This window comes from Flavobacterium granuli (assembly GCF_031456055.1).
GTDB lineage: Bacteria > Bacteroidota > Bacteroidia > Flavobacteriales > Flavobacteriaceae > Flavobacterium > Flavobacterium granuli_A.
Genome location: NZ_JAVDTX010000001.1, coordinates 778,433 through 799,348 on the forward strand (window position 1 = coordinate 778,433; position 20,916 = coordinate 799,348).

Annotated in this window: 18 protein-coding genes and 1 tRNA gene; 11 read left to right on the forward strand and 8 right to left on the reverse strand. The window is 32.4% G+C overall.

Annotated elements, in window-relative coordinates; translation table 11 throughout:
• Nucleotides 1-55: 55 nt before the first annotated feature.
• The 5 genes from J2W95_RS03355 to xrtF form a co-directional block, all read right to left on the reverse strand.
• On the reverse strand, nt 56-469 hold the full coding sequence (locus J2W95_RS03355) for an HYC_CC_PP family protein (protein ID WP_310003937.1): 414 nt from the start codon (nt 467-469) through the stop codon (nt 56-58).
• 193 nt (nt 470-662) lie between these two features.
• Complete coding sequence (locus J2W95_RS03360) at nt 663-2,018, reverse strand: MBL fold metallo-hydrolase RNA specificity domain-containing protein (RefSeq protein WP_310003939.1); 1,356 nt, start codon at nt 2,016-2,018, stop codon at nt 663-665.
• A gap of 92 nt (nt 2,019-2,110) precedes the next feature.
• Nucleotides 2,111-2,950: an ATP cone domain-containing protein gene (locus tag J2W95_RS03365; RefSeq protein ID WP_310003941.1), complete on the reverse strand. Its 840-nt coding sequence runs from the start codon at nt 2,948-2,950 to the stop codon at nt 2,111-2,113.
• A gap of 61 nt (nt 2,951-3,011) precedes the next feature.
• Nucleotides 3,012-3,455, reverse strand: coding sequence for an exosortase F system-associated membrane protein (locus tag J2W95_RS03370; RefSeq protein WP_310003943.1), 444 nt, complete (start codon nt 3,453-3,455; stop codon nt 3,012-3,014).
• Nucleotides 3,445-3,981: an exosortase family protein XrtF gene (xrtF, locus tag J2W95_RS03375; protein ID WP_310003946.1), complete on the reverse strand. Its 537-nt coding sequence runs from the start codon at nt 3,979-3,981 to the stop codon at nt 3,445-3,447. The genes J2W95_RS03370 and xrtF overlap by 11 nt, the downstream gene beginning before the upstream one ends.
• A gap of 71 nt (nt 3,982-4,052) precedes the next feature.
• Between xrtF and J2W95_RS03380 the strand changes: the two genes are divergently transcribed.
• The 11 genes from J2W95_RS03380 (at nt 4,053) to J2W95_RS03430 (ending at nt 19,204) form a co-directional block, all read left to right on the forward strand.
• Entirely contained in the window at nt 4,053-4,508 is a 456-nt protein-coding gene (locus J2W95_RS03380; RefSeq protein ID WP_310003948.1) for a GAF domain-containing protein, read from the forward strand.
• A 134-nt stretch (nt 4,509-4,642) separates the two neighbouring features.
• The gene (gene rpsO / locus J2W95_RS03385; RefSeq protein ID WP_100842120.1) at nt 4,643-4,912 is read left to right on the forward strand and encodes a 30S ribosomal protein S15; all 270 of its coding nucleotides are present in this window, start codon (nt 4,643-4,645) and stop codon (nt 4,910-4,912) included.
• Between the two features lie 211 nt (nt 4,913-5,123).
• Complete coding sequence (locus J2W95_RS03390) at nt 5,124-7,259, forward strand: polyribonucleotide nucleotidyltransferase (protein ID WP_310003951.1); 2,136 nt, start codon at nt 5,124-5,126, stop codon at nt 7,257-7,259.
• Between the two features lie 392 nt (nt 7,260-7,651).
• On the forward strand, nt 7,652-8,401 hold the full coding sequence (locus J2W95_RS03395) for a hypothetical protein (protein ID WP_310003953.1): 750 nt from the start codon (nt 7,652-7,654) through the stop codon (nt 8,399-8,401).
• A 5-nt stretch (nt 8,402-8,406) separates the two neighbouring features.
• Nucleotides 8,407-11,193, forward strand: a complete 2,787-nt coding sequence (locus tag J2W95_RS03400; protein ID WP_310003955.1) for a TonB-dependent receptor — start codon at nt 8,407-8,409, stop codon at nt 11,191-11,193.
• 8 nt (nt 11,194-11,201) lie between these two features.
• Complete coding sequence (locus J2W95_RS03405; RefSeq protein WP_310003957.1) at nt 11,202-12,392, forward strand: DUF4249 domain-containing protein; 1,191 nt, start codon at nt 11,202-11,204, stop codon at nt 12,390-12,392.
• An 85-nt stretch (nt 12,393-12,477) separates the two neighbouring features.
• Nucleotides 12,478-13,659: a DUF4249 domain-containing protein gene (locus tag J2W95_RS03410; protein ID WP_310003959.1), complete on the forward strand. Its 1,182-nt coding sequence runs from the start codon at nt 12,478-12,480 to the stop codon at nt 13,657-13,659.
• 89 nt (nt 13,660-13,748) lie between these two features.
• Nucleotides 13,749-14,918 carry a DUF4249 domain-containing protein gene (locus tag J2W95_RS03415; protein ID WP_310003961.1) on the forward strand — a complete coding sequence of 390 codons (1,170 nt, stop codon included), beginning with the start codon at nt 13,749-13,751 and terminating at the stop codon, nt 14,916-14,918.
• 91 nt (nt 14,919-15,009) lie between these two features.
• Entirely contained in the window at nt 15,010-16,185 is a 1,176-nt protein-coding gene (locus tag J2W95_RS03420) for a DUF4249 domain-containing protein (RefSeq protein ID WP_310003963.1), read from the forward strand.
• 83 nt (nt 16,186-16,268) lie between these two features.
• Entirely contained in the window at nt 16,269-17,453 is a 1,185-nt protein-coding gene (locus tag J2W95_RS03425; RefSeq protein WP_310003965.1) for a DUF4249 domain-containing protein, read from the forward strand.
• Nucleotides 17,441-19,204, forward strand: coding sequence for a hypothetical protein (locus tag J2W95_RS03430; RefSeq protein ID WP_310003967.1), 1,764 nt, complete (start codon nt 17,441-17,443; stop codon nt 19,202-19,204). The genes J2W95_RS03425 and J2W95_RS03430 overlap by 13 nt, the downstream gene beginning before the upstream one ends.
• A gap of 140 nt (nt 19,205-19,344) precedes the next feature.
• Here the strand turns inward: J2W95_RS03430 and J2W95_RS03435 are convergent, their stop codons facing one another.
• The 3 genes from J2W95_RS03435 to J2W95_RS03445 all read right to left on the reverse strand — a co-directional run bounded on the left by J2W95_RS03435 (nt 19,345) and on the right by J2W95_RS03445 (nt 20,831).
• Nucleotides 19,345-20,160: a zinc-dependent peptidase gene (locus J2W95_RS03435; protein ID WP_310003969.1), complete on the reverse strand. Its 816-nt coding sequence runs from the start codon at nt 20,158-20,160 to the stop codon at nt 19,345-19,347.
• An 88-nt stretch (nt 20,161-20,248) separates the two neighbouring features.
• A tRNA-Arg gene (locus J2W95_RS03440) sits at nt 20,249-20,322 on the reverse strand.
• 59 nt (nt 20,323-20,381) lie between these two features.
• A complete protein-coding gene (locus tag J2W95_RS03445) occupies nt 20,382-20,831 on the reverse strand; it encodes a GatB/YqeY domain-containing protein (protein ID WP_310003971.1) in 450 nt (149 codons plus the stop codon).
• Nucleotides 20,832-20,916: the final 85 nt, after the last annotated feature.

A 20,916-nucleotide genomic window follows, 5' to 3' on the forward strand; every position in this document is an offset into this window, starting at 1 on the left:
ATTATAATGATTAAATATGTCAATCCCCGAAAAAGGGTTTAACTCCAAATAAACATTATAACTTATCGTAAAGGAGATATTGGCTGTACAGTTTGAAAAGTGGTGGTGCGTTTGCATCACAATAATAAGTAAGACACAAATTATTCTTAAAGCTAGGAACAGCTGTAAAAACACTTGACTGGTATTCTGGAACTATAAAACCATAATCAAATTGAAAAGAAAAAGATTTCACAATCTTATCATCTGCTTTTTCCTTAAAAACAATTTTCTTGTCTTTACAGCAACTTTCTTTTTTGACAGCTTTTTTTAAGCAACAATCCTCTGCTTTTTGCAAGGATGATACCGTAGGAAAACTCAAAGAAACAGAAGCGATTTTACTTCCACAATAATGTACATTAAAAGCCAAACCTACATTGGAAACCAATAGTAGAACCGCTAAAAAAATACTTATATGTTTTTTGAATTTCATTTTACAAAAATAAGGTTATTAACAGTTCCAAAAATCAAATTCTTGTTAATTTTTAAAAAAGAAGCTAAGTTTCTAAGATTCTGAGTAAAAAACTGAGTTCGATTATTTATGTTTTTCCTTTTTTAGATGATGACAAAAATGCCAAATATTTCTGCTGCCAAATAAATTAATCAAACTCAGGTCAAAACCAAATCTACAATTCAAACTCCTGCCCCATCAAAGGGATAACACACTCAAAACCATGTTTTTCTCGAATTTTAACTCTCAGTTCATCAGCTGGTTCATTTTCACCGTGTACCAAAAATACTTTTTTCGGAGCCTCTTCCAAATCTGAAAGCCAATTGATTAAATCCTTTTGATCTCCATGTGCCGACAAAGTATCAATTTCTGCTACTTTGGCTTTTACTTCATAATATCTTCCTCGTATTTTCATATCCTTTGCTCCTTCTAGCAATTTTCTTCCTCTTGTGCCTTCTCCTTGGTAACCAATTAAAATTATTGTCGTTTCAGACAACCCAATATATCTCTCCAAATAGCTCAAAACTCTACCTCCAGTTACCATACCGCTTGCTGCTACAATTACTTTTGACTGTTTATTATAAATAGCTTCAATAGTTTCTTGGTAATCTGAAATCATCGTAAACATTTTGCACATAGCTGTAAATTCTTCTTCATGCAAACGATGCCACTTTCTGTTATTGGAAAAAAGCTCTAGCATGCTAATTCCCATTGGAGTATCGATAATATAAGGGATATTTGGAATTCTTTTTTCTTCTTTCAATTGCCAAAGCAAGTACATAACACTTTGTGCTCGCTCAACGGCAAAACTTGGAATTATAACTGTCCCACCATTTTGAACCGTATTATTGATATACAATTCAAGTTCTTCTTTTGGATCCTTTTCAGGATGAAGTCGATTACCATAAGTGCTTTCAAGAAAAACATAATCTGCTTTTTTGGGCTTAGTAGGTGGAAACATTAATACATCATTATCGCGACCAATATCTCCTGAAAAGACAACGACTTTATATTCAAGACGAAGTTCTATCGTACAGGCTCCCAGAATATGACCAGCATTAGTAAAAATAGCTTCAATTTCGGCATCTAAAGCAATTATTTCATTGGGATTAACGACTCTAAAATGCGGAAAAACCTTTTCTGCTTGTGCTACTGTATAAAGCGGTTCTGCAATTTCATGTTTCGAGAACTTTCCTTCATTGGCAATTTTTGCATCTTCTTCTTGAATTTTGGCGCTGTCCAAAAGTATTAGTTTAGCAACGTCTTTTGTTGGGCTAGTACAATATATTTTACCCTCAAAACCTTGATTGACCAACCTTGGTAACCAACCGCAATGATCCAAATGACCGTGGGTTAGCAATACAAAATCTATAGTCGAAGGCAAAATTGGTAAAGGCTCCCAATTGAGTTCCCGTAAAGGCTTTAATCCTTGAAATTGCCCGCAGTCTATCAAAATCCGAATACCGTTACTTTCCACCAAAGTTTTGGATCCTGTAACCGTTCCTACTCCACCAATGCATGTGATTTTCATTTTAATTCAATTTAGATTAATAGTAGAAGTCGCTGAGATTCTGAGATTAAAAAAACATTGATAAAATCTTAGCGTCTTAGCAACTTAGTCGCTTAGCTTCTTTCAAAAAAACCACACAACTCTGATGCTTCTTTGATCACATTCTTTACTCTATTATGACTTAAACCTATTTCCTCCAAAACAGCTCTATTATTGATAATCTCCAAAGCCAAAATAACATCCAAAATCAATAATTTTTCTTTTTCCAAAAGAGTTAAAGTTGTCAAGCAAGTTATGGGGTATAACTGATGGCTGTCTATTTTTGTTTTTAAATTATTGGTCTCGGGATAATCCCAACTCAACAAATTAAGACCAGAACATTTGGCAAAATCAACTGCATCAGTAGTAAAACGATTATTGGTAACAATAAAACAATTAGAAATAGTATCTCTTCTAGAAAATATTTCATGTTCTTTTTCTTTTAAATCATTGAATCGTGACAAAATATACATCGGTACTTTCACATCAGTTGCTACATCTTGACCTACATGAAATTTACATTCAACCATTGAAACTACATTACCACTTTTGATTAGAACGTCAACTTCATGCGAAACACATTTGCCTTGCAAAATTAAACCAACCTTAGTTTCACAACGCTCGGATGCAAAAAGTCTAGCAATGAATTTTTCGAAAAAAAAGCCGGCAGGCCCCAATAGTCGAATTGCTTCCCTTAAATTATATCGGGCAGCGTGCGAATTGGAGGCTTTTTTAAGAAGTCCAAAAGCCATTTTATAAATATGTTTAGTAGAGATACCTTCGTAAATTTCTTTTTCAATAATTTGCAAAACATCGTCAACTATATCGGGAGTTGCCCCCGACCTTAGCAGAGACTGCTTCAATTTTGAGCGATTAAAATCAACAATCGCTTTCGAATGTTTTACAATTTTCATCTTTACTAAATTTGACAATTTTTTACTTCAAATCTACATTAAAGATAAGAAAAAAGAAGAATCAATTCTTTAGATTTTGATAATAAAACGCTGGTACAAAAAGGATTAAAAACAAAGGCTGAATCAAAAAACGACGTACATAAAACAGTAGTAAATTTTCTTGATTTTTAAAAAAATAAAGGATGCAAAAGAGAGTGACGATTAAAATCACAAACAAAAAAAAATACAAAATAGATGCAAATAAAATCATTCCCTTATCCTTAAAAAGAAAATAAAGAATCCCCAAAGAAAGTATTGTATTCAAAAAAAAACGCAAAGACAATCCGAAAAACAGCTTCAAATTATCAAACTCTGGCAAAGGCAATTCCATATAATCTCCCTCAAAATAAAACAGAAAAGGATCATAGAACAATTGTCTTTCAAAACCCCTGATAAAAGCCAATAGCATCACAAGTACAGTTACAGCAAAAATTGTGGTTTTATTTTGAAGCAATTTATTTAGCATATTTCGAGAATTTATTAACCCAAATCACCCATAAAACAAAAACCAAACCATAAATTATCAATGGAAAAAGAACGCCATGCAATAAATGTGATTGACTAGGAAAATAATAAAGCAAAACTATCAAAAATACAATACGAAGAACATTCAGAATATAAATTATCAGGCTTCCGCCAAAAATAAAAAGCAATGTGCTTTTTAGGCTTCCTGAAAAAGCCACAATAAAAGAAATAAATAAAATAACTACACTGATTCCATTACAACCTTCAACGATCTGGGCAACACTTTTATTTTGAAAAAACACAGTGAAAAATGGAGCATTATCACTTTCTACAATATAACTGGATTGATATACCCACGAAATAACTTCTTCTGTATTTATTGCCACCATTCGTGTTATTGCATCTACTTTTCCATTTTCAAAACCATTCAAAAAGAACTGATACAAGAAAGTAAGCAATATATAAGTGCCAAAAAAACTAGCGAGAAAAAGCAAAAAAGGTTTGTACTGGACGAAATATTTTTTCAAAATTAAATTTTTAACAAATTTATACAATTTTTAAAATTGGCTTTAAATACTTTTGTAAAAAATAATAGAACATGACTTTTCAAGAATTAAAGCCCAAAGTAACCGAAATCATATTAAATACAACTCTTTCAAGAGACGAAAAACTTTTAGCAGTTTGCCAACTTTTGAGCGATTCTATATCCTACTATAATTGGGTCGGCTTTTATTTTGCCAATCACGAAGCCAAAACACTTCATCTGGGCCCATACGTAGGTGCCGAAACCGACCATACAGTTATTCCTTTTGGAAAAGGAATTTGTGGACAAGTCGCAGTTTCCAACAATAATTTTGTTGTTCCAGATGTAAGCGCGCAAGACAACTATATAGCCTGTAGTTTTACCGTAAAATCTGAAATCGTGGTTCCACTTTTTGTTAATGGAGAAAATATTGGCCAAATAGACATCGACAGTCATGTAATAGATCCTTTTACAGAAGAAGACGAGCACTTCTTGGAATTTGTTAATGAGGAGATTGCAAAGTTGTATTAAAATTTAAAAGAGTCTATTACCAGACTTCAAAATAATTTATAATTCATAATTTATAATTCATAATTATTTTCTACCTTTGCACCCGTCTTATAATAGCTGTAAGACATACATAAAAATCATTAAATAATATTCGAATGTATTTAACTAAAGAGATTAAAGAAGAAATCTTCGCTAAACACGGAGGAAAAGCAGAAAACACAGGATCTGCAGAAGGTCAAATCGCGTTATTCACTTACAGAATTAGCCACCTTACTGAGCATTTGAAAAAAAATCGTCACGATTTCAACACAGAGCGTTCATTGGTACTATTAGTAGGTAAAAGAAGATCATTGTTAGACTATTTGAAGAAAACAGAGATCAACAGATATCGTGAGATTATCAAAGTATTGGGTATTAGAAAATAATCAATATATAAAAGAGGTGCGAAAGTGCCTCTTTTTTATTTTAGAGTTTAAAAGTTTTATTTTAAATTCTTCCATTCAATATTAATTTTTTAAATTAGTATTTACATTAAAAAAAGTTTGGTTTTTCATTGGGTTTTAGGCATTAACTACGCAACAACTACAACTAACAACACAACTAGAACCCATTGTATAACCAATAAGGAAAAAAATTATGATTCCACAATTATTTGTAGAAAGCATCGATTTAGGTGATGGCAGAAGCATCACAATCGAGACAGGACGTTTAGCTAAACAAGCTGATGGATCTGTAGTAGTAAGAATTGGTAAAACTGTTATTTTAGGAACAGTTGTATCATCAAGAAAAGCAAGTCCAGGTATTGATTTTTTACCATTAACGGTAGATTATCGTGAAAAATTTGCAGCCGCAGGTCGCTTCCCAGGAGGTTTCTTCAAAAGAGAAGCTCGTCCAAGTGATAGCGAAGTGTTAACAATGAGATTAGTTGACCGTGTTTTACGTCCACTTTTCCCAAGTGATTATCACGCAGAAGTTCAAGTTATGATTCAGTTGATGTCTCATGATGATGAAGTTATGCCGGATGCATTAGCTGGATTAGCTGCTTCAGCAGCTTTAGCTTTATCTGACATTCCTTTTGAAACTTTAATTTCTGAAGCTAGAGTAGGAAGAATTGACGGTAAATTTATCATCAATCCATCTCGCGCACAATTAGAATTGTCTGATATCGACATGATGATTGGAGCTTCAACAGATTCTATCGCAATGGTAGAAGGAGAAATGAAAGAAATCTCAGAAGCTGAAATGTTAGAAGCAATTAAATTTGCTCACGAACATATCAAAGTACAAATTGCAGCTCAAGAAAGATTGGCTCAAGCATTTGGAAAAAAAGAAGTTCGTACTTATGAAACTGAAAAAAATGACGATGTTATTTACGCAAAAGTAAAAGCAGCGGCTTACGATAAAATTTACGCTATTGCAAGTAAAGGTTCAGCTAAACACGAACGTTCTGCTGCATTTGATGCTGTAAAAGAAGAAGTAAAAGCATTGTTTACAGAAGAAGAATTGGCAGAAAATGGAGATTTAGTTTCTAAATACTTCTACAAAACCAATAAAGAAGCTGTTCGTAATGTAACTTTAGATTTAGGAACTCGTCTTGACGGAAGAAAAACTACAGAAATCAGACCAATCTGGTGTGAAGTAGATTATTTACCATCTGTTCACGGTTCTGCATTGTTTACACGTGGAGAAACTCAAGCTTTGGCAACAGCAACTTTAGGAACTTCTAGAGAAGCTAACCAAATTGATTCACCATCTGAACAAGGAGAAGAAAAATTCTATTTACACTATAACTTTCCACCATTTTCTACAGGAGAAGCTCGTCCGTTAAGAGGAACTTCAAGAAGAGAAGTTGGTCACGGAAACTTAGCACAAAGAGCGTTGAAAAATATGATTCCTGCTGAAAATCCATATACTATAAGAATCGTTTCTGAGGTATTGGAATCTAATGGTTCATCTTCTATGGCTACCGTTTGTGCTGGAACATTGGCTTTAATGGATGCTGGTATTCAAATGACTCGTCCAGTTTCTGGAATTGCAATGGGATTAATTACTGATGGTGACCGTTTTGCAGTTTTATCTGATATCTTAGGTGATGAAGATCACTTAGGAGATATGGATTTCAAAGTAACTGGAACTTCAGAAGGTATTACAGCTTGTCAAATGGACATCAAAATTGATGGTTTGAAATACGAGATCATGGAGCAGGCTTTAGCTCAAGCTCGTGACGGACGTTTACATATTTTAGGAAAATTACTTGAAACTCTTGCAAAACCAAATGCAGATGTAAAAGCACACTCTCCTAAAATCATCACCAGAACTATTCCTGGAAACTTTATTGGAGCATTAATCGGACCTGGTGGAAAAGTAATTCAAGAATTACAAAAAGCTACAGGAACTACAATCGTAATCAACGAAGTAAACGAAGAAGGTGTTATCGAAATCCTTGGAACAGATCCTGCAGGAATTGAAGCGGTATTAGCTAAGATTCAATCTATTACTTTCAAACCACAAATGGGAGAAGCTTACGAAGTTAAAGTAATCAAAATGCTTGATTTTGGCGCAGTTGTAGAATATACATCAGCTCCAGGAAATGAAGTATTGCTTCACGTATCTGAGCTAGCTTGGGAACGTACAGAAAACGTTACTGATGTGGTAAATATGGGAGACGTATTCCAAGTTAAATATTTAGGACTTGATCCTAAAACAAGAAAAGAAAAAGTGTCAAGAAAAGCACTTTTGCAAAGACCTCCACGTGAGGAGAAAAAAGAGTAATCCAATCTTAGTTTACTAAAGGTTTATTTTATAGAAAAAACCCCGTTTCATCGTGATGAAACGGGGTTTTTCGATATTTACAATACAAGAAACAATCCTACCCTCAGATATAGAAACCATTTTTCACTTCTATCTAACATAAAAAAATTCTCTTAGGCCCATACAAAAAATAAATTTTAATATAATCTTATATTATTCAAGCATATTTTTGAAAAAATAAAAATCTTTTAGATTTTATTTGAGAATAAGTTAAAAAAATAAAAACATAACAATTAACCTTGTTTTTGTAAGATTAAATATTACTTTTATAAAAAAATGTATAATTTTTTTATAAATTTAGTTTAAAATCATCTATTAGCTGAAAACCAACTATAAAAAACCACTTATAAAAAATGCAATTTAGAAAATCAAGAATTAAACTTATAGTATTATTGACTATAATTACTACCACTGCGTTCAAAGCACAATCCCAAACCAATTCTGAAATTTTATTACATACTAAATTTGATTCCATTGTTGGTAAAGAAAATCTTGGGTTAAACAATGGCCCCCTCGCCTTAAACCCTTACAGAACAATCGGAGACAACAATATGTTCTTCAAAAACAACAAATACACCGTAGGAAATCTGGTTTATGATGGTCAGCCTTATTTTAATGTAAAATTGAAATACGATATTTTTAAAGACCAATTGATTTTAAATCCTCCTGAACAGCCTGAACACATTGGGATTAATTTAATTCAAGACAAAACAGATTCCTTTTTTATTTACGGAAAAAATTTCATCAAAATAACAAAGAGTCAAACCACTTTACCCGATTTTACTTCTGGTTTTTATGAGATAATAAAAATTGGGAAGAACTTCAATTTATTTATTAAGCATCACAAAGACATCCTTAAAGGAATCAATGAAGAAGGTGTTTATTATTCATTTAATGACAACTATCAATATTATATAGAATATAAAGGCAAGTTTTATGAAACAAACAACAAAACAAGCATTGTTAAAATATTTCCAGAAAGTAAAAAAAATATCAATGCTTTTTATCAAAGAAACAGAAGTTTAAGTAAAACAGACTACAATCAATTTATAAATAGTTTAATGATTTCTATTTATGATTCTTCAATAAACAACTCAAAATAATAAAAATGAGGAAAATATTACTCGTCCTTTTCACAGCCTTAATTCATTTTTCGTTACTAGCACAAAAAACTGGAGAAACTTATTCTTTTGAATTTAAAAATGTCGACAGATTACAAGCTATAAAGACTATAGAAGCTTCAACTCCTTATCATTTTTATTTTGAAAAGGAATGGATTGATTCTGAAAAAACTCTAATCTCTGGAAGTTTCAAAAACGTTACAATAACAACTGTTTTAGAAGGTCTTTTCAACAATACATCTTTGAACTTTTATATCACAAAAAACAAGATTATTTTGACTCAAAATAACGTTATCCATGAAAAATTGGCCAACAATTATTTTGGTGCAATTAAATCGGAAAATATCAATAAAGACTCTAATGATTTAACTGGCAAACCAGTTTTTTATCAACAATATGATTCTATAAACAAATCACATAATAAGGAAAATAATGGAGTTGTTTTTATTGGAAAAGAAACAACAACAACAGATGCTAAGTTTTGTACCATAACCGGAACAATAATTAACACTACAACTGGAAAACCCGAATCTAATATTGTTATTAAAGTTAGAAATAAAAACATAAGTACTATTAGTGATAACGAAGGGAATTATTCTATAAAACTTCCAACGGGTACAAATATTATAGAAACAAGATCTCTAAGCCACAAAAAAACAGTAAAGACTTTGGTGGTTTACAATAATGGTGAACTAAACATCAATATAGCCGAAAATTCAAATCAGTTAGATGAAGTATTTATAAAAGGTAAAGGATCAAAAGCTGTCGAATCCGTTGTTTCGGGTGTAATTTCTATAGATATTGAAGCCATGAAAAACATGCCTTTGATACTTGGAGAAAGAGATATCCTAAAAGTAGCAACTACATTGCCTGGTGTTAAAACCACTGGTGAAGGCTCTGCTGGTTTTAATGTACGTGGTGGAAAAGATGATCAGAATTTATTTCTTCTTGATAATGCCGTGCTCTATAATCCTCAACACTTTTTAGGTTTTTTCTCTTCTATTAATCCATATACCGCAAAGAAAGCAACCATCTACAAAGGAAGCATTCCTGCTGATTTAGGTGGAAGACTATCCTCTGTATTTGATATAACTACCAAAAACGGAAATCCTGAAAACTTCAGCGGTGAAGGAGCGATTGGCCCAATAACATCCAATTTAAGCGTTAGTGTACCATTAGAGAAAAACAAATCCAGTATCATTTTTGGAGGACGCGCAACCTACTCAGATTGGGTATTAAAATCTTTAAAAAACGACGACTTGGCCAATAGTCAAGCTAGTTTTTATGATGGAATATTAAAATACAATAATATTTTGAATAAAAACAACTCTCTGGAATCAACTCTTTATTATAGCCACGATAAATTCAGTCTTAGTTCTGACTCCATTTATTCGTATAGCAACAGACTTGCTTCTATCAAATGGGATCATTCTTTTAATTCAAAAAACAAAGCAGCAGTAATTTTAACCAATACTGAATACAAATACGACATCGACTTCGATACGACTGCAAAAAATGCTTTCGTATCTGGATACAAACTCAATGAAACACAACTTCTATTAAAGTTTAATTTTCTATATAGTGACAAACATAAATTTCAATATGGCTTAACAAGTAAGCTATACAATGTTTACCCAGGTTTTTTAACCCCTACAAATCCTGACGCAACATTAAAACCTATAGAAATTCAGCAAGAAAAAGGATTGGAATCAGCATTTTATGTTTCAGACAACTTTAAAATTAGTGACAAACTATCTCTAGACTTAGGTCTTAGATATTCACTTTATGCTTCACTTGGAGAGTCTGATCAAAGAATATATGAACCTAATGTACCTCTTAATGATGCTACTGTTGTAGAAACTAAACATTTTGAAAACAATGAAGTAGTGACTACTTATGGCACTTTTGAGCCACGTATAGCTGCTCGATATTTATTAACCGAAGATTTGTCAATTAAGGCTGGATACGACAAAACAAGTCAGTACATTCATTTGCTTTCCAGTAATGTTACTCAGTCTCCAACTGACACATGGGTGCTTTCAAATTTGAATATAAAACCACAAACTGCACAACAGGCATCGATTGGTATATTCAAAAATTTCGACAACAATTTATATGAAGTTAGTTTAGAAACCTATTATAAAAGATCAAAAAACATTCTAGATTATAAAGTAGGCGCTCAACTTCAATTAAACGAACATGTTGAAACCGAACTTTTACAAGGAGAAGGAAAAGCATATGGAATTGAGTTTTTAATCAAAAAACAGTTTGGTCGATTAAACGGTTGGTTGGGATACACCTACTCCAGAACTTTTATAAAATTGGACAGCCAGTTTAGTGAAGAAAAAGTAAATAATGGTAATTATTTTCCAGCAAATTATGACAAACCTCATGATGTAAGCGCCATCTTAAACTACAAGTTTACCAAAAGATACAGTCTCTCTTCCAATTTTGTTTACCAAACAGGGAGACCAATTACCTATCCTATTGGGACATATTTATACAACAATGCAAATTATACGTTATATAGTGATAGAAATGCATTTCGTATTCCAGATTATTACCGACTTGACATTGGCATAAACATTGAAGGAAATCATAAAATAAAAAAATTAGCACATAGCTTTTGGAACATTTCTGTCTATAACGTTTTGGGCAGGGCAAATCCTTACTCCATTTATTTTGTTACTGATGGCAATGGTCAAGTTAAAGCTTTTAAAACTTCAATCTTCTCAATACCTGTACCAAGTATTACTTATAATTTTAAATTTTAATTAAAGCAATGAAGCTTAAAATAACATATAATATTTTCTTTCTACTACTAACCTGCTTTATTATAAAAGGCTGTACCGAACCGTATATATTAGAGACCAATACTTATGAAGAAGCATTAGTTGTAGAAGCAACAATAACAAACGAGCTCAAAAAACAAGAAATAACACTAACAAAAACGTCACGATTCGAAGACAAAGAAACAAAAGTAGAATCGGGCGCCAATGTATTTATTACTGACAATACCGGAAATCATTATACCTTTGAAGAAGAAGATGGAAAATATGTTTCTACGGTTGAGTTTCAAGCTATCCCTGAAAGAGAATATAGATTAAATATAAACACCCTTGATGGAAGAACTTTTGAATCGTCAATTGAAAAGCTAACTAACATTAATCCGATGCAGAGTGTGACGGCTACTGTTGAACCAAAAGACAGTTTAAGAGGTGTGGCCATTAGGGTGAACAGTTTTGACCCTAATAATCAGTCAAAATATTACAGATATGAATATGAAGAAACCTATAAAATTGTTGCCCCAAAATGGGTAGACACTAAAGCAGTTTTAAACAATAATGGATCAATATCGTTCATTCCAAATCGAACAGATATTAAAATATGTTATAGCAGCAAAAAAAGCACAGAACTACTCTTGGAAAATACCAATATCCTAAATGAAGACCGTGTTAATTTTCTAGTTCGATTTATTAGTAACCAAGATTATATCATTACAACCCGTTATAGCATTTTAGTAAAACAATATGTTGAGAGTTTAGCAGCCTATAATTATTATAAAACTTTAAAAAAAATATCAGATTCTGGAAGTCTTTTATCCCCTAACCAACCTGGAATTTTGTTAGGTAACATTAAAGCCGTAAGTAATCCGAATAGCAAGGTAATAGGATATTTTGATGTAGCTTCTGTTTCAACTGAGAGAATCTATTTTAACTATATTGATTTATTCCCAAACGAGCCTGCACCACCATACTATACAGATTGTGTCGAATTTTGCTATGCCGATTGTGAAATTTACGCTGGTCAATGTCCATGCACTCATGACACAAAACCAGGTGTTCGAGAAGATCTAGCAACAGATGCAGTAAGATTTTTTCTAGAAAGCGAACGTGATTTTTGGGTAAATACTCCCTGTTCGGATTGCACCACATTTTCATCAAATATAAAACCTCCATTTTGGATAGATTAAAAAACATATTGTTTTCATTTCATGAGTCAACAAAAAAACAACTTTAGACTCAACAACTACTTCTCAAAAAGAATAAAAAATAACTATGCTTTTCAATAAAATAATCTTTGTATTGATAATCTGCTTTATTATAAATGGCTGTACCGAACCATATATACTAAAGACCAATACCTATGATGAAGCATTAGTTGTAGAGGCTACAATAACGAATGAACTCAAAAAGCAAGTAATAACATTAACAAAAACGTCACGATTCGAAGACAAAGAAACAAAAGCAGAATCTGGTGCTAATGTATTTATTACAGACGATACCGGAAAACAATATGACTTTGTGGAAGAAGAAGGAAAATACGTTTCTACGGAGGAGTTTCAAGCGGTTCCTGAAAGAGAATATAGATTAAGTATAAACACCCTTGATGGAAGAACTTTTGAATCGTCAATTGAAAAACTTACTAATATGAATCCAATGCAGAGCGTGACTGCTACTGTTGAACCAAAGGATAGCTTAAGAGGTGTTGCCATTAGGGTAAATAGTTTTGACCCAAACAATCAGTCCAAATATTACAGATACGAATACGAAGAAACTTATAAAATTGTTTCTCCGAAATGGGTGGATACTAAAGCAATTCTGGATAATAACGGGGCACTTGCTTTCGTCCCAAATCGAACAGATATCAAAATATGTTATAGCAGCAAAAAGAACACAGAAATACTTTTGGAAAATACCAATATCCTAAATGAAGACCGTGTTAATTATATAGTTCGATTTATTAGTGACCAAAATTATATCATTACAACCCGATATAGTATCTTAGTAAGGCAATATGTCGAAAGTTTAGCCGCATATAATTATTACAAAACTTTAAAAAAAATAGCAGATTCAGGCACTTTATTATCCCCTATCCAGCCTGGCATTTTATTAGGTAATATTAATGCTGTAAACAACACTAACAACAAGGTAATAGGCTATTTTGATGTGACTTCAGTGTCAACAGAAAGAATCTATTTTAATTATAAAGATTTATTCCCAAACGAACCAGCACCACCTTATTATGTGGATTGTAAGCAATTTTGTTATGCCGTAGATGCATGCCCAACTTTGTGTCAATGTACTCATGATTCCAACCCTGGTGTTTTATATGACCTTGAAAGAGATGTCATAAGTTATGTTATATTAGACAAAGGTAAGGATTGGTGGGTTAATAAACCCTGTGGAGATTGTACCACTTTTGCGTCAAACATAAAACCTCCATTTTGGATGGATTAAAAAATATATTGCTTTCATTTAATGGGTCAAAAAAAAAAAAATGACTTTAGGCCCATCGAATATTTTAAAAAAAGAATAAAAAAACAACTATGTCTTTAAATAAAATAATCTTTCTACTACTAACCTGCTTTATTATAAATGGCTGCACCGAGCCATATATACTAGAGACCAACACCTATGAAGAAGCATTAGTCGTAGAGGCAACAATAACAAATGAGCTTAAAAAACAAGAAATAACACTAACAAAAACGTCACGATTCGAAGACAAAGAAACAAAAGTAGAATTGGGTGCTAATGTTTTTATTACTGACAATGCCGGAAATCAATATGCCTTTGAGGAAGAGGATGGGAAATATGTTTCTACTGTTGAGTTTCAAGTCGTTCCTGAAAGAGAATACCGTTTAAACATAAACACCCTTGACGGAAGAACTTTTGAATCATCAATTGAAAAACTAACAAACCTCAATCCAATGCAGAGCGTGACAGCAACTGTTGAGCCAAAAGATAGCTTAAGAGGTGTTGCCATTAGAGTAAATAGTTTTGACCCAAATAATCAGTCAAAATATTATAGATACGAATATGAAGAGACCTATAAAATTGTTTCCCCAAAATGGACAACTACTAAAGCAATTTTAAACAATAACGGATCACTCTCTTTTATTCCAAATTCGACCGACACTAAAATTTGTTATGGTAACAAAAGAAGCACAGAAATACTTTTGGAAAACACCAATATACAAAATGAAGATCGTGTTAATTTTCTAGTTCGATTTATTAGCGACCAAAATTATATCATTACAACCCGATACAGTATTTTAGTAAGGCAGTATGTCGAAAGTTTGGCTGCATATAATTATTATAAAACTTTAAAAAAATTATCTGATTCAGGCACTTTATTATCCCCTAATCAACCTGGAATATTATTAGGCAATATAAATGCTGTAAGCAATCCAAACAGCAAGGTAATAGGATATTTTGATGTAGCTTCAGTGTCAATAGAGAGAATCTATTTCAATTACCAAGATTTATTTCCCTATGAACCTGTACCACCCTTTTACACAGATTGCAAAGAATTTTGTTATGCTGATTGGCCCTATACGCCAGATCCTTGCACGCATTCGTCATCCTATACTGATGACCTCGAATTAAACAAAATAACATATTTCAATCAAAGTGGATATTATTTTTGGGTCAATTCTCCCTGTGGAGATTGCACCTCCTTTTCATCAAATATAAAACCTCCATTTTGGATAGATTAAAAAAAATATTATTTTTATTTCATGAGTCGAAAACAAAAAAAGAACTTTAGATAAGTCGAATATTTTACAAAAAAAGAATAAAATAATTATCATGCCATTAAATAAAACAATCTTACTGCTACTAATCTGCTTTATTATAAATGGCTGTACCGAGCCATATATACTAGAGACCAATACTTATGAAGAAGCATTAGTTGTAGAGGCAACAATAACAAATGAGTTCAAAAAACAAGAAATAATCCTTACCAAAACAGCTAAACTAGAAGATAAAGAGATTAAAGTAGAATCTGGTGCTGAAATCTATATCACAGATAATACTGGAAATCATTATGACTTTGAAGAAGATTCTGGGAAATATGTATCTACCACTGAATTTCAGGCTATTCCAGAAAGAGAATATAAATTAAGTATTAATACTAAAGATGGTCGTTCATTTGAATCATCTATCGAAAAACTAGCTCCAATTAACCCCATACAAGATCTAAAAGCTTTTGTTGAAACAAAAGAAGATAGCATAAGAGGTGTTGCAATACATGTCTATAATTATGACCCTACTGAAAATGCAAAATATTATCGCTATAAATTTGAAGAAACCTACAAAATAGTTGCTCCCTTTTGGACTACCCAAAAGGCTACAGTAGTACCCGGCCCTCCCACGGCAATTCAACTTATTCGAAACACTGTAGATACTAGAGTCTGTTATGGAACAAAAAACAGCACCGATTTTATATTAACCAGTACTACTGAACTAAATGAGAATCGACTTGATTTTATAGTTCGTTTCATTAGTGACCAAAACTATATCCTATCACATCGATACAGTATATTAGTATATCAGTATGTTGAAAATTTAGCGGCTTACACCTATTATAAAACTTTAAAAAAACTATCCGATTCTGGAACTTTACTGTCGCCATTACAACCAGGTTTTTTTTATGGAAATATTCAATCTACAACTAATCCAGATAATAAAGTAATTGGCTTTTTTGATGTATCTTCTGTAACATCAAAAAGAATGTTTTTCAACTATATTGATTTATTCCCTAACGAATCCCTACCTCCATATTACACAGAATGCGAAGAATTGAAAATGAAATTTTGCGACGGACCAGTTGATTGCAATGCAGATGAATTAATATATGGATTTACTACAAATACCTTAACTTATTACCGTAATCTAGATAACCAATATACTGTTTATAAAGCACCTTGTGGTGACTGTACCACTTTTGCATCTGGCGTAAAACCTCCATTTTGGATAGATTAAAAAAATATCATTTCCGTTTTATCAGTCAAAAACCGAGAAAAAGGTTTTAAACTCAACAATTATATTTCAATAAAAGAATAACTATGTTTTTAAATAAAATTACCTTTTTACTACTAATCTGCTTTATTATAAATGGCTGTACAGAGCCATATATACTAGAAACAAATACCTATGAAGAAGCATTGGTCGTAGAGGCAACAATAACGAATGAGCTCAAAAAGCAAGAAATAACCCTCAGTAAGACATCTAAACTGGAGGATATAGAAATCAAAGTAGAATCTGGCGCAGATGTCTATATCACAGATAATACTGGAATTAGATACGACTTCGAAGAAGAATCGGGAAAATACATTTCTACATCTGAATTTCAAGCTATTCCTGGAAGAGAATATCGATTGAACATTACTACTAGTGATGGTCGTTCTTTTGAATCATCTACCGAAAACTTGCCTCCAATCAATCCAATGAAGGATGTAAAGGCTATAGTAGAAACCAAAGATTCGATTAGAGGGGTGGCTATACATGCTAATAGTGAAGACCCAACAAATAATGCAAAATATTACCGATATGAATATGAGGAAACTTATAAAATCGTTGCTCCAAGATGGAATTCAATGAAGGCAATAATAGTACCTGGAGTTACGCCTTCATCAAATCCAACAATTGAACTTATCCCAAACTCTGTAGATACTCGGGTATGCTATACTACAAAAAACAGTACCGACATTATACTGACCAGCACGGCTGAACAAAATAAAAACCAAGTTGACATACCTGTAAGATTTATTAGTAGTCAAAACAGCATTATCTCGCATCGATATAGTATCTTAGTAACTCAATATGTAGAAAATCTGGCAGCTTACACTTATTATAAAACTTTAAAAAAAATATCTGATTCAGGTTCACTATTATCACCTCTTCAACCTGGTTTTTTGTATGGTAATATAAAATCAACAATTAATCCTAACGATAAAATAATAGGTTATTTCGAAGTTGCTTCTGTATCCTCAAAAAGAATCTATTTCAATTATAAAGATTTATTTCCTTTGGATCCTTTGCCTCCATATTATACTGAATGCGAACAAATGGCTCTTAACTTTTGCTTTGTTGGCATTGGATGCGATGGAGATAATTTAGTGTACGGATTTTCTAACAATACAATTACATACATTAGAAATACAGGAATCACATATATTGTCAATCCAGCGCCTTGCGGTGACTGTACTACTTTTTCGTCTAACATAAAACCACTATTTTGGGAAGATTAAAACACCTCGTATTATTTGCACTATTATGCTCTAATTTTCAAAAAGTTACAGCCCAGCAAATCAGCTCACAAAGTGAGAAGCAAAATTTTAATAGCGATGAAACTGTATTTCTCAGTACAAATGCAACAACATTTGTCACAGGAGAAACACTTTACTACAAGCTCAATTGCCTGAAATTATCCAACAAAACACCAAGTAATCTTAGTAAAATAGCTTACGTAGAACTTGTGGATAGTGACAAAAAAACTGTTTTCAAAAACAAAATTTATCTTGAAGACACTAAAGGTCAGGGCGATTATTTTGTACCTACCACTATAAAAACGGGTAATTACAAACTCATCGGTTACACTAACTGGATGTTGAACCAAACAATTACGCCTTTTTTCCAAATTGATGTTGTCATTATCAATCCATTTCAAACAGCTGAAAATCAAACTGCAACAAATATCCCAGCACCAAATACAGCTATAGGAGACACTCCAATCTTGCCAATTCAACAAACTCAAAGAGTTGAAACTAATGATTACTTAAAACTCAATTTAAATAAAAAAGCATTCGCAAATAGAGAAGAAGTAAACGTGAATGTTGCAACTTTAAATGAAGTAGCCAAAAATGGAAATTATTCATTCTCTGTTAGGAAACTAGAAGATTTGCCTTCAACGAAACGAACCACTGCTGAAGAATTTTCAAAAATAATTCCAAAAATAGAACCAATAAATAAAGCCAATAAAATTGTTTTACCTGAATTAAGAGGTGAAATGATTACTGGAAAAATTATTTCTAAAAGCAATACAAATGATATTCAAAATATAAATATTGGACTATCAATTCCTGGAAAAACATTCGCTTTCAAAGTAGTAAAAACAGATAAAAATGGAAACTTTATCTTCAATCTCGATAAACCCTATTACAACTCAGCGGTAAACATTCAGGTTATCGATGACAAACGTTCAAATTATACAATTGTACTAGAAAATCCTTCGACAATTGATTATTCAAAACTTAGCTTTCAACCCAACATAAATTTAACACCTACGCTCTCGGAAACTTTACTTAATAGATCCATTGCAAGTCAAATTGAAAATGCTTATTACAGCAATAAAAGAGATAGTATTCTAAAGATAAAATCAATAAGCGCTTTTTATGAACCAATTGCAAAAGAATATATTCTTGATGACTTTTCACGATTTCCAACGCTAAAAGAAACAGCTGTCGAAATTGTCAAAGAAATGTATTACGAACAAAAAGATAAAAAATACACTTTACATTTAAGAGATGCCAGCATTTATACTCAATCTCCAGAACCCGCATTAGTACTTATTGATGGATTACTTTTACAGGACACCAGTGAGCTATTTGAATATAACATGAAAAACGTATTCAAAATAAGTGTGATTCCTGGATTATATTACCTTGGTCCAAAAGCTTTCAACGGTCTCATCAGTTTTACCACTAAAACACAGGATTTTATCAGTAAGCAATCTGGTTCCTATATTCTTGATGCATCAGTTTTAAGACCATCAATTACAAAAGAGTATTACACCCCAGATTATACAGATAAGTCTAAAAACGAAAGAATTCCGGATTATCGCTACCAATTATTATGGCTTCCCCAACTTACCTTAGCCAGCACAGAAAACCCTATATCCTTTTACACCTCTGATGTAACAGGAACATTCGAGATCACTCTAGAAGGATTCACAGATCAAGGTATTCCAGTCTCTCTAAAAGACACATTTGAAGTTCAATAACAAATACAAAACCCCCAATTCATTAATTTGATTTGGGGGTTTTATCATTTTCAAAAAAACTCAAAGTCTCTCCTTTTTTTATTATTAATCCAGTGTCACTTTTTCAAGACTAAACACTTTATTAAAAACTAAAAAACAAATTAAGGCTTTTGATTCAACATCAAACTTACTTTCTCATACAAATCTGGAAAACGCATTTTGAACTCCAAAGGCGTTTCAAAATAATTCTCCAAGATCACAGCAAGAAATTCAAATTGGTTCGTAAATGCATAAACCCTGAAATAATTGGATTGCATTAATTGCTCCCTGAAGGCAGTTTCATTCACTTCTGCATTAATAACAGCATACATCCTAGAAAATACTACTGAACCACTATCATTACTTTGCGATCCATGATGATGTAAAACATGAGCAAATTCATGGATTCCAAGATTTAAATTATCGGAAGAAATATCAAATCCCTTTTGAAAATCTTCCCAAGAGAAGACAACTGTTCTTGTGTTGGGATTAAATTCTCCCTTATGATATTGTTTGGTTATCCTAGAAAAATAGATTGACGGATAAATGATTATTGTATCAAAAACATCGCAAAGATATTCTCGCATGCCAAAAGACAACATAACAAATGTTGCAGCTATATGAACTTTTACCTCTTCGGTAATTACAAAATTCTCTCTACTGACAAATTCATAATTATCCAAAAAAGAAGCTACCCTATGCTCAAAGTACACTTTATTTTTATCCGATAAACGAACATAAAAAGGGAATTGTGAGTTTAAAAAATGGAGTGCATTGGAGCTAATTTTCTTTGGAAAAGGACAAAAATGAATAAAAAGAGGTTTCCCAAACACCAAACCAAAATAGTATTCCAAAAGCCTAAAGAAAGCAACAAGAAGAGCTACTACAACAAAAAAAGTAAGACTAAAAGTAAAAACTACTAGTGTAATGTTATCCATAAATAGATTTGGTAGCTTGGGTTAGGTTTAAATATAAATAAAAAAAAGCAAAATCATAAAATTCATTTACGATTTTGCTTTTGTTATGTGACCGCGGAGGGGTTCGAACCCCCAACCCTCAGAGCCGAAATCTGATATTCTATCCAGTTGAACTACGCGGTCAGTATAAATTGTAGATTTCTGATTTTAGATTATAAAATCAGAAATCTATTTAATTTAATTTAAGTCAATAATTTCTTTACGATGGTTGAAATGGTTTTTCCCTCGGCAGTACCTCCTAATTGAGCAGATGCCAATCCCATTACTTTACCCATAGAAGCAATTCCAGACGCTCCTGTTTCGGCAATGATTTTTGCAATCACAGCTTCCACTTCAGCTTCGCTTAATTGAGCTGGTAAGAATTTTTCGATTACTGCGATTTGTGCCAATTCTGGTTCGGCCAAATCTAAACGATTTTGCTCTGTAAATATTCTAGCACTTTCCTTGCGGGTTTTAACCAATCTTTGCAGCAATTTAATCTCATCATCAGCCGAAATTTCTTCTTTTGAACCTGATGCCGTTTGTGCTAATAAAAGTTCAGATTTTATAGCTCTTAAAGCTTCTAACGCTACTGTATCTTTGGCTCTCATGGCGGTTTTTAATTCGTCCATGATTTGAATTGATAAACTCATATTCTGTATTTTAGATTTTATATTATTGATGAAAACCGTCTCTTTTGAAAACGAATCTGCGTGACTGCCCCAGATGGAAATGGAA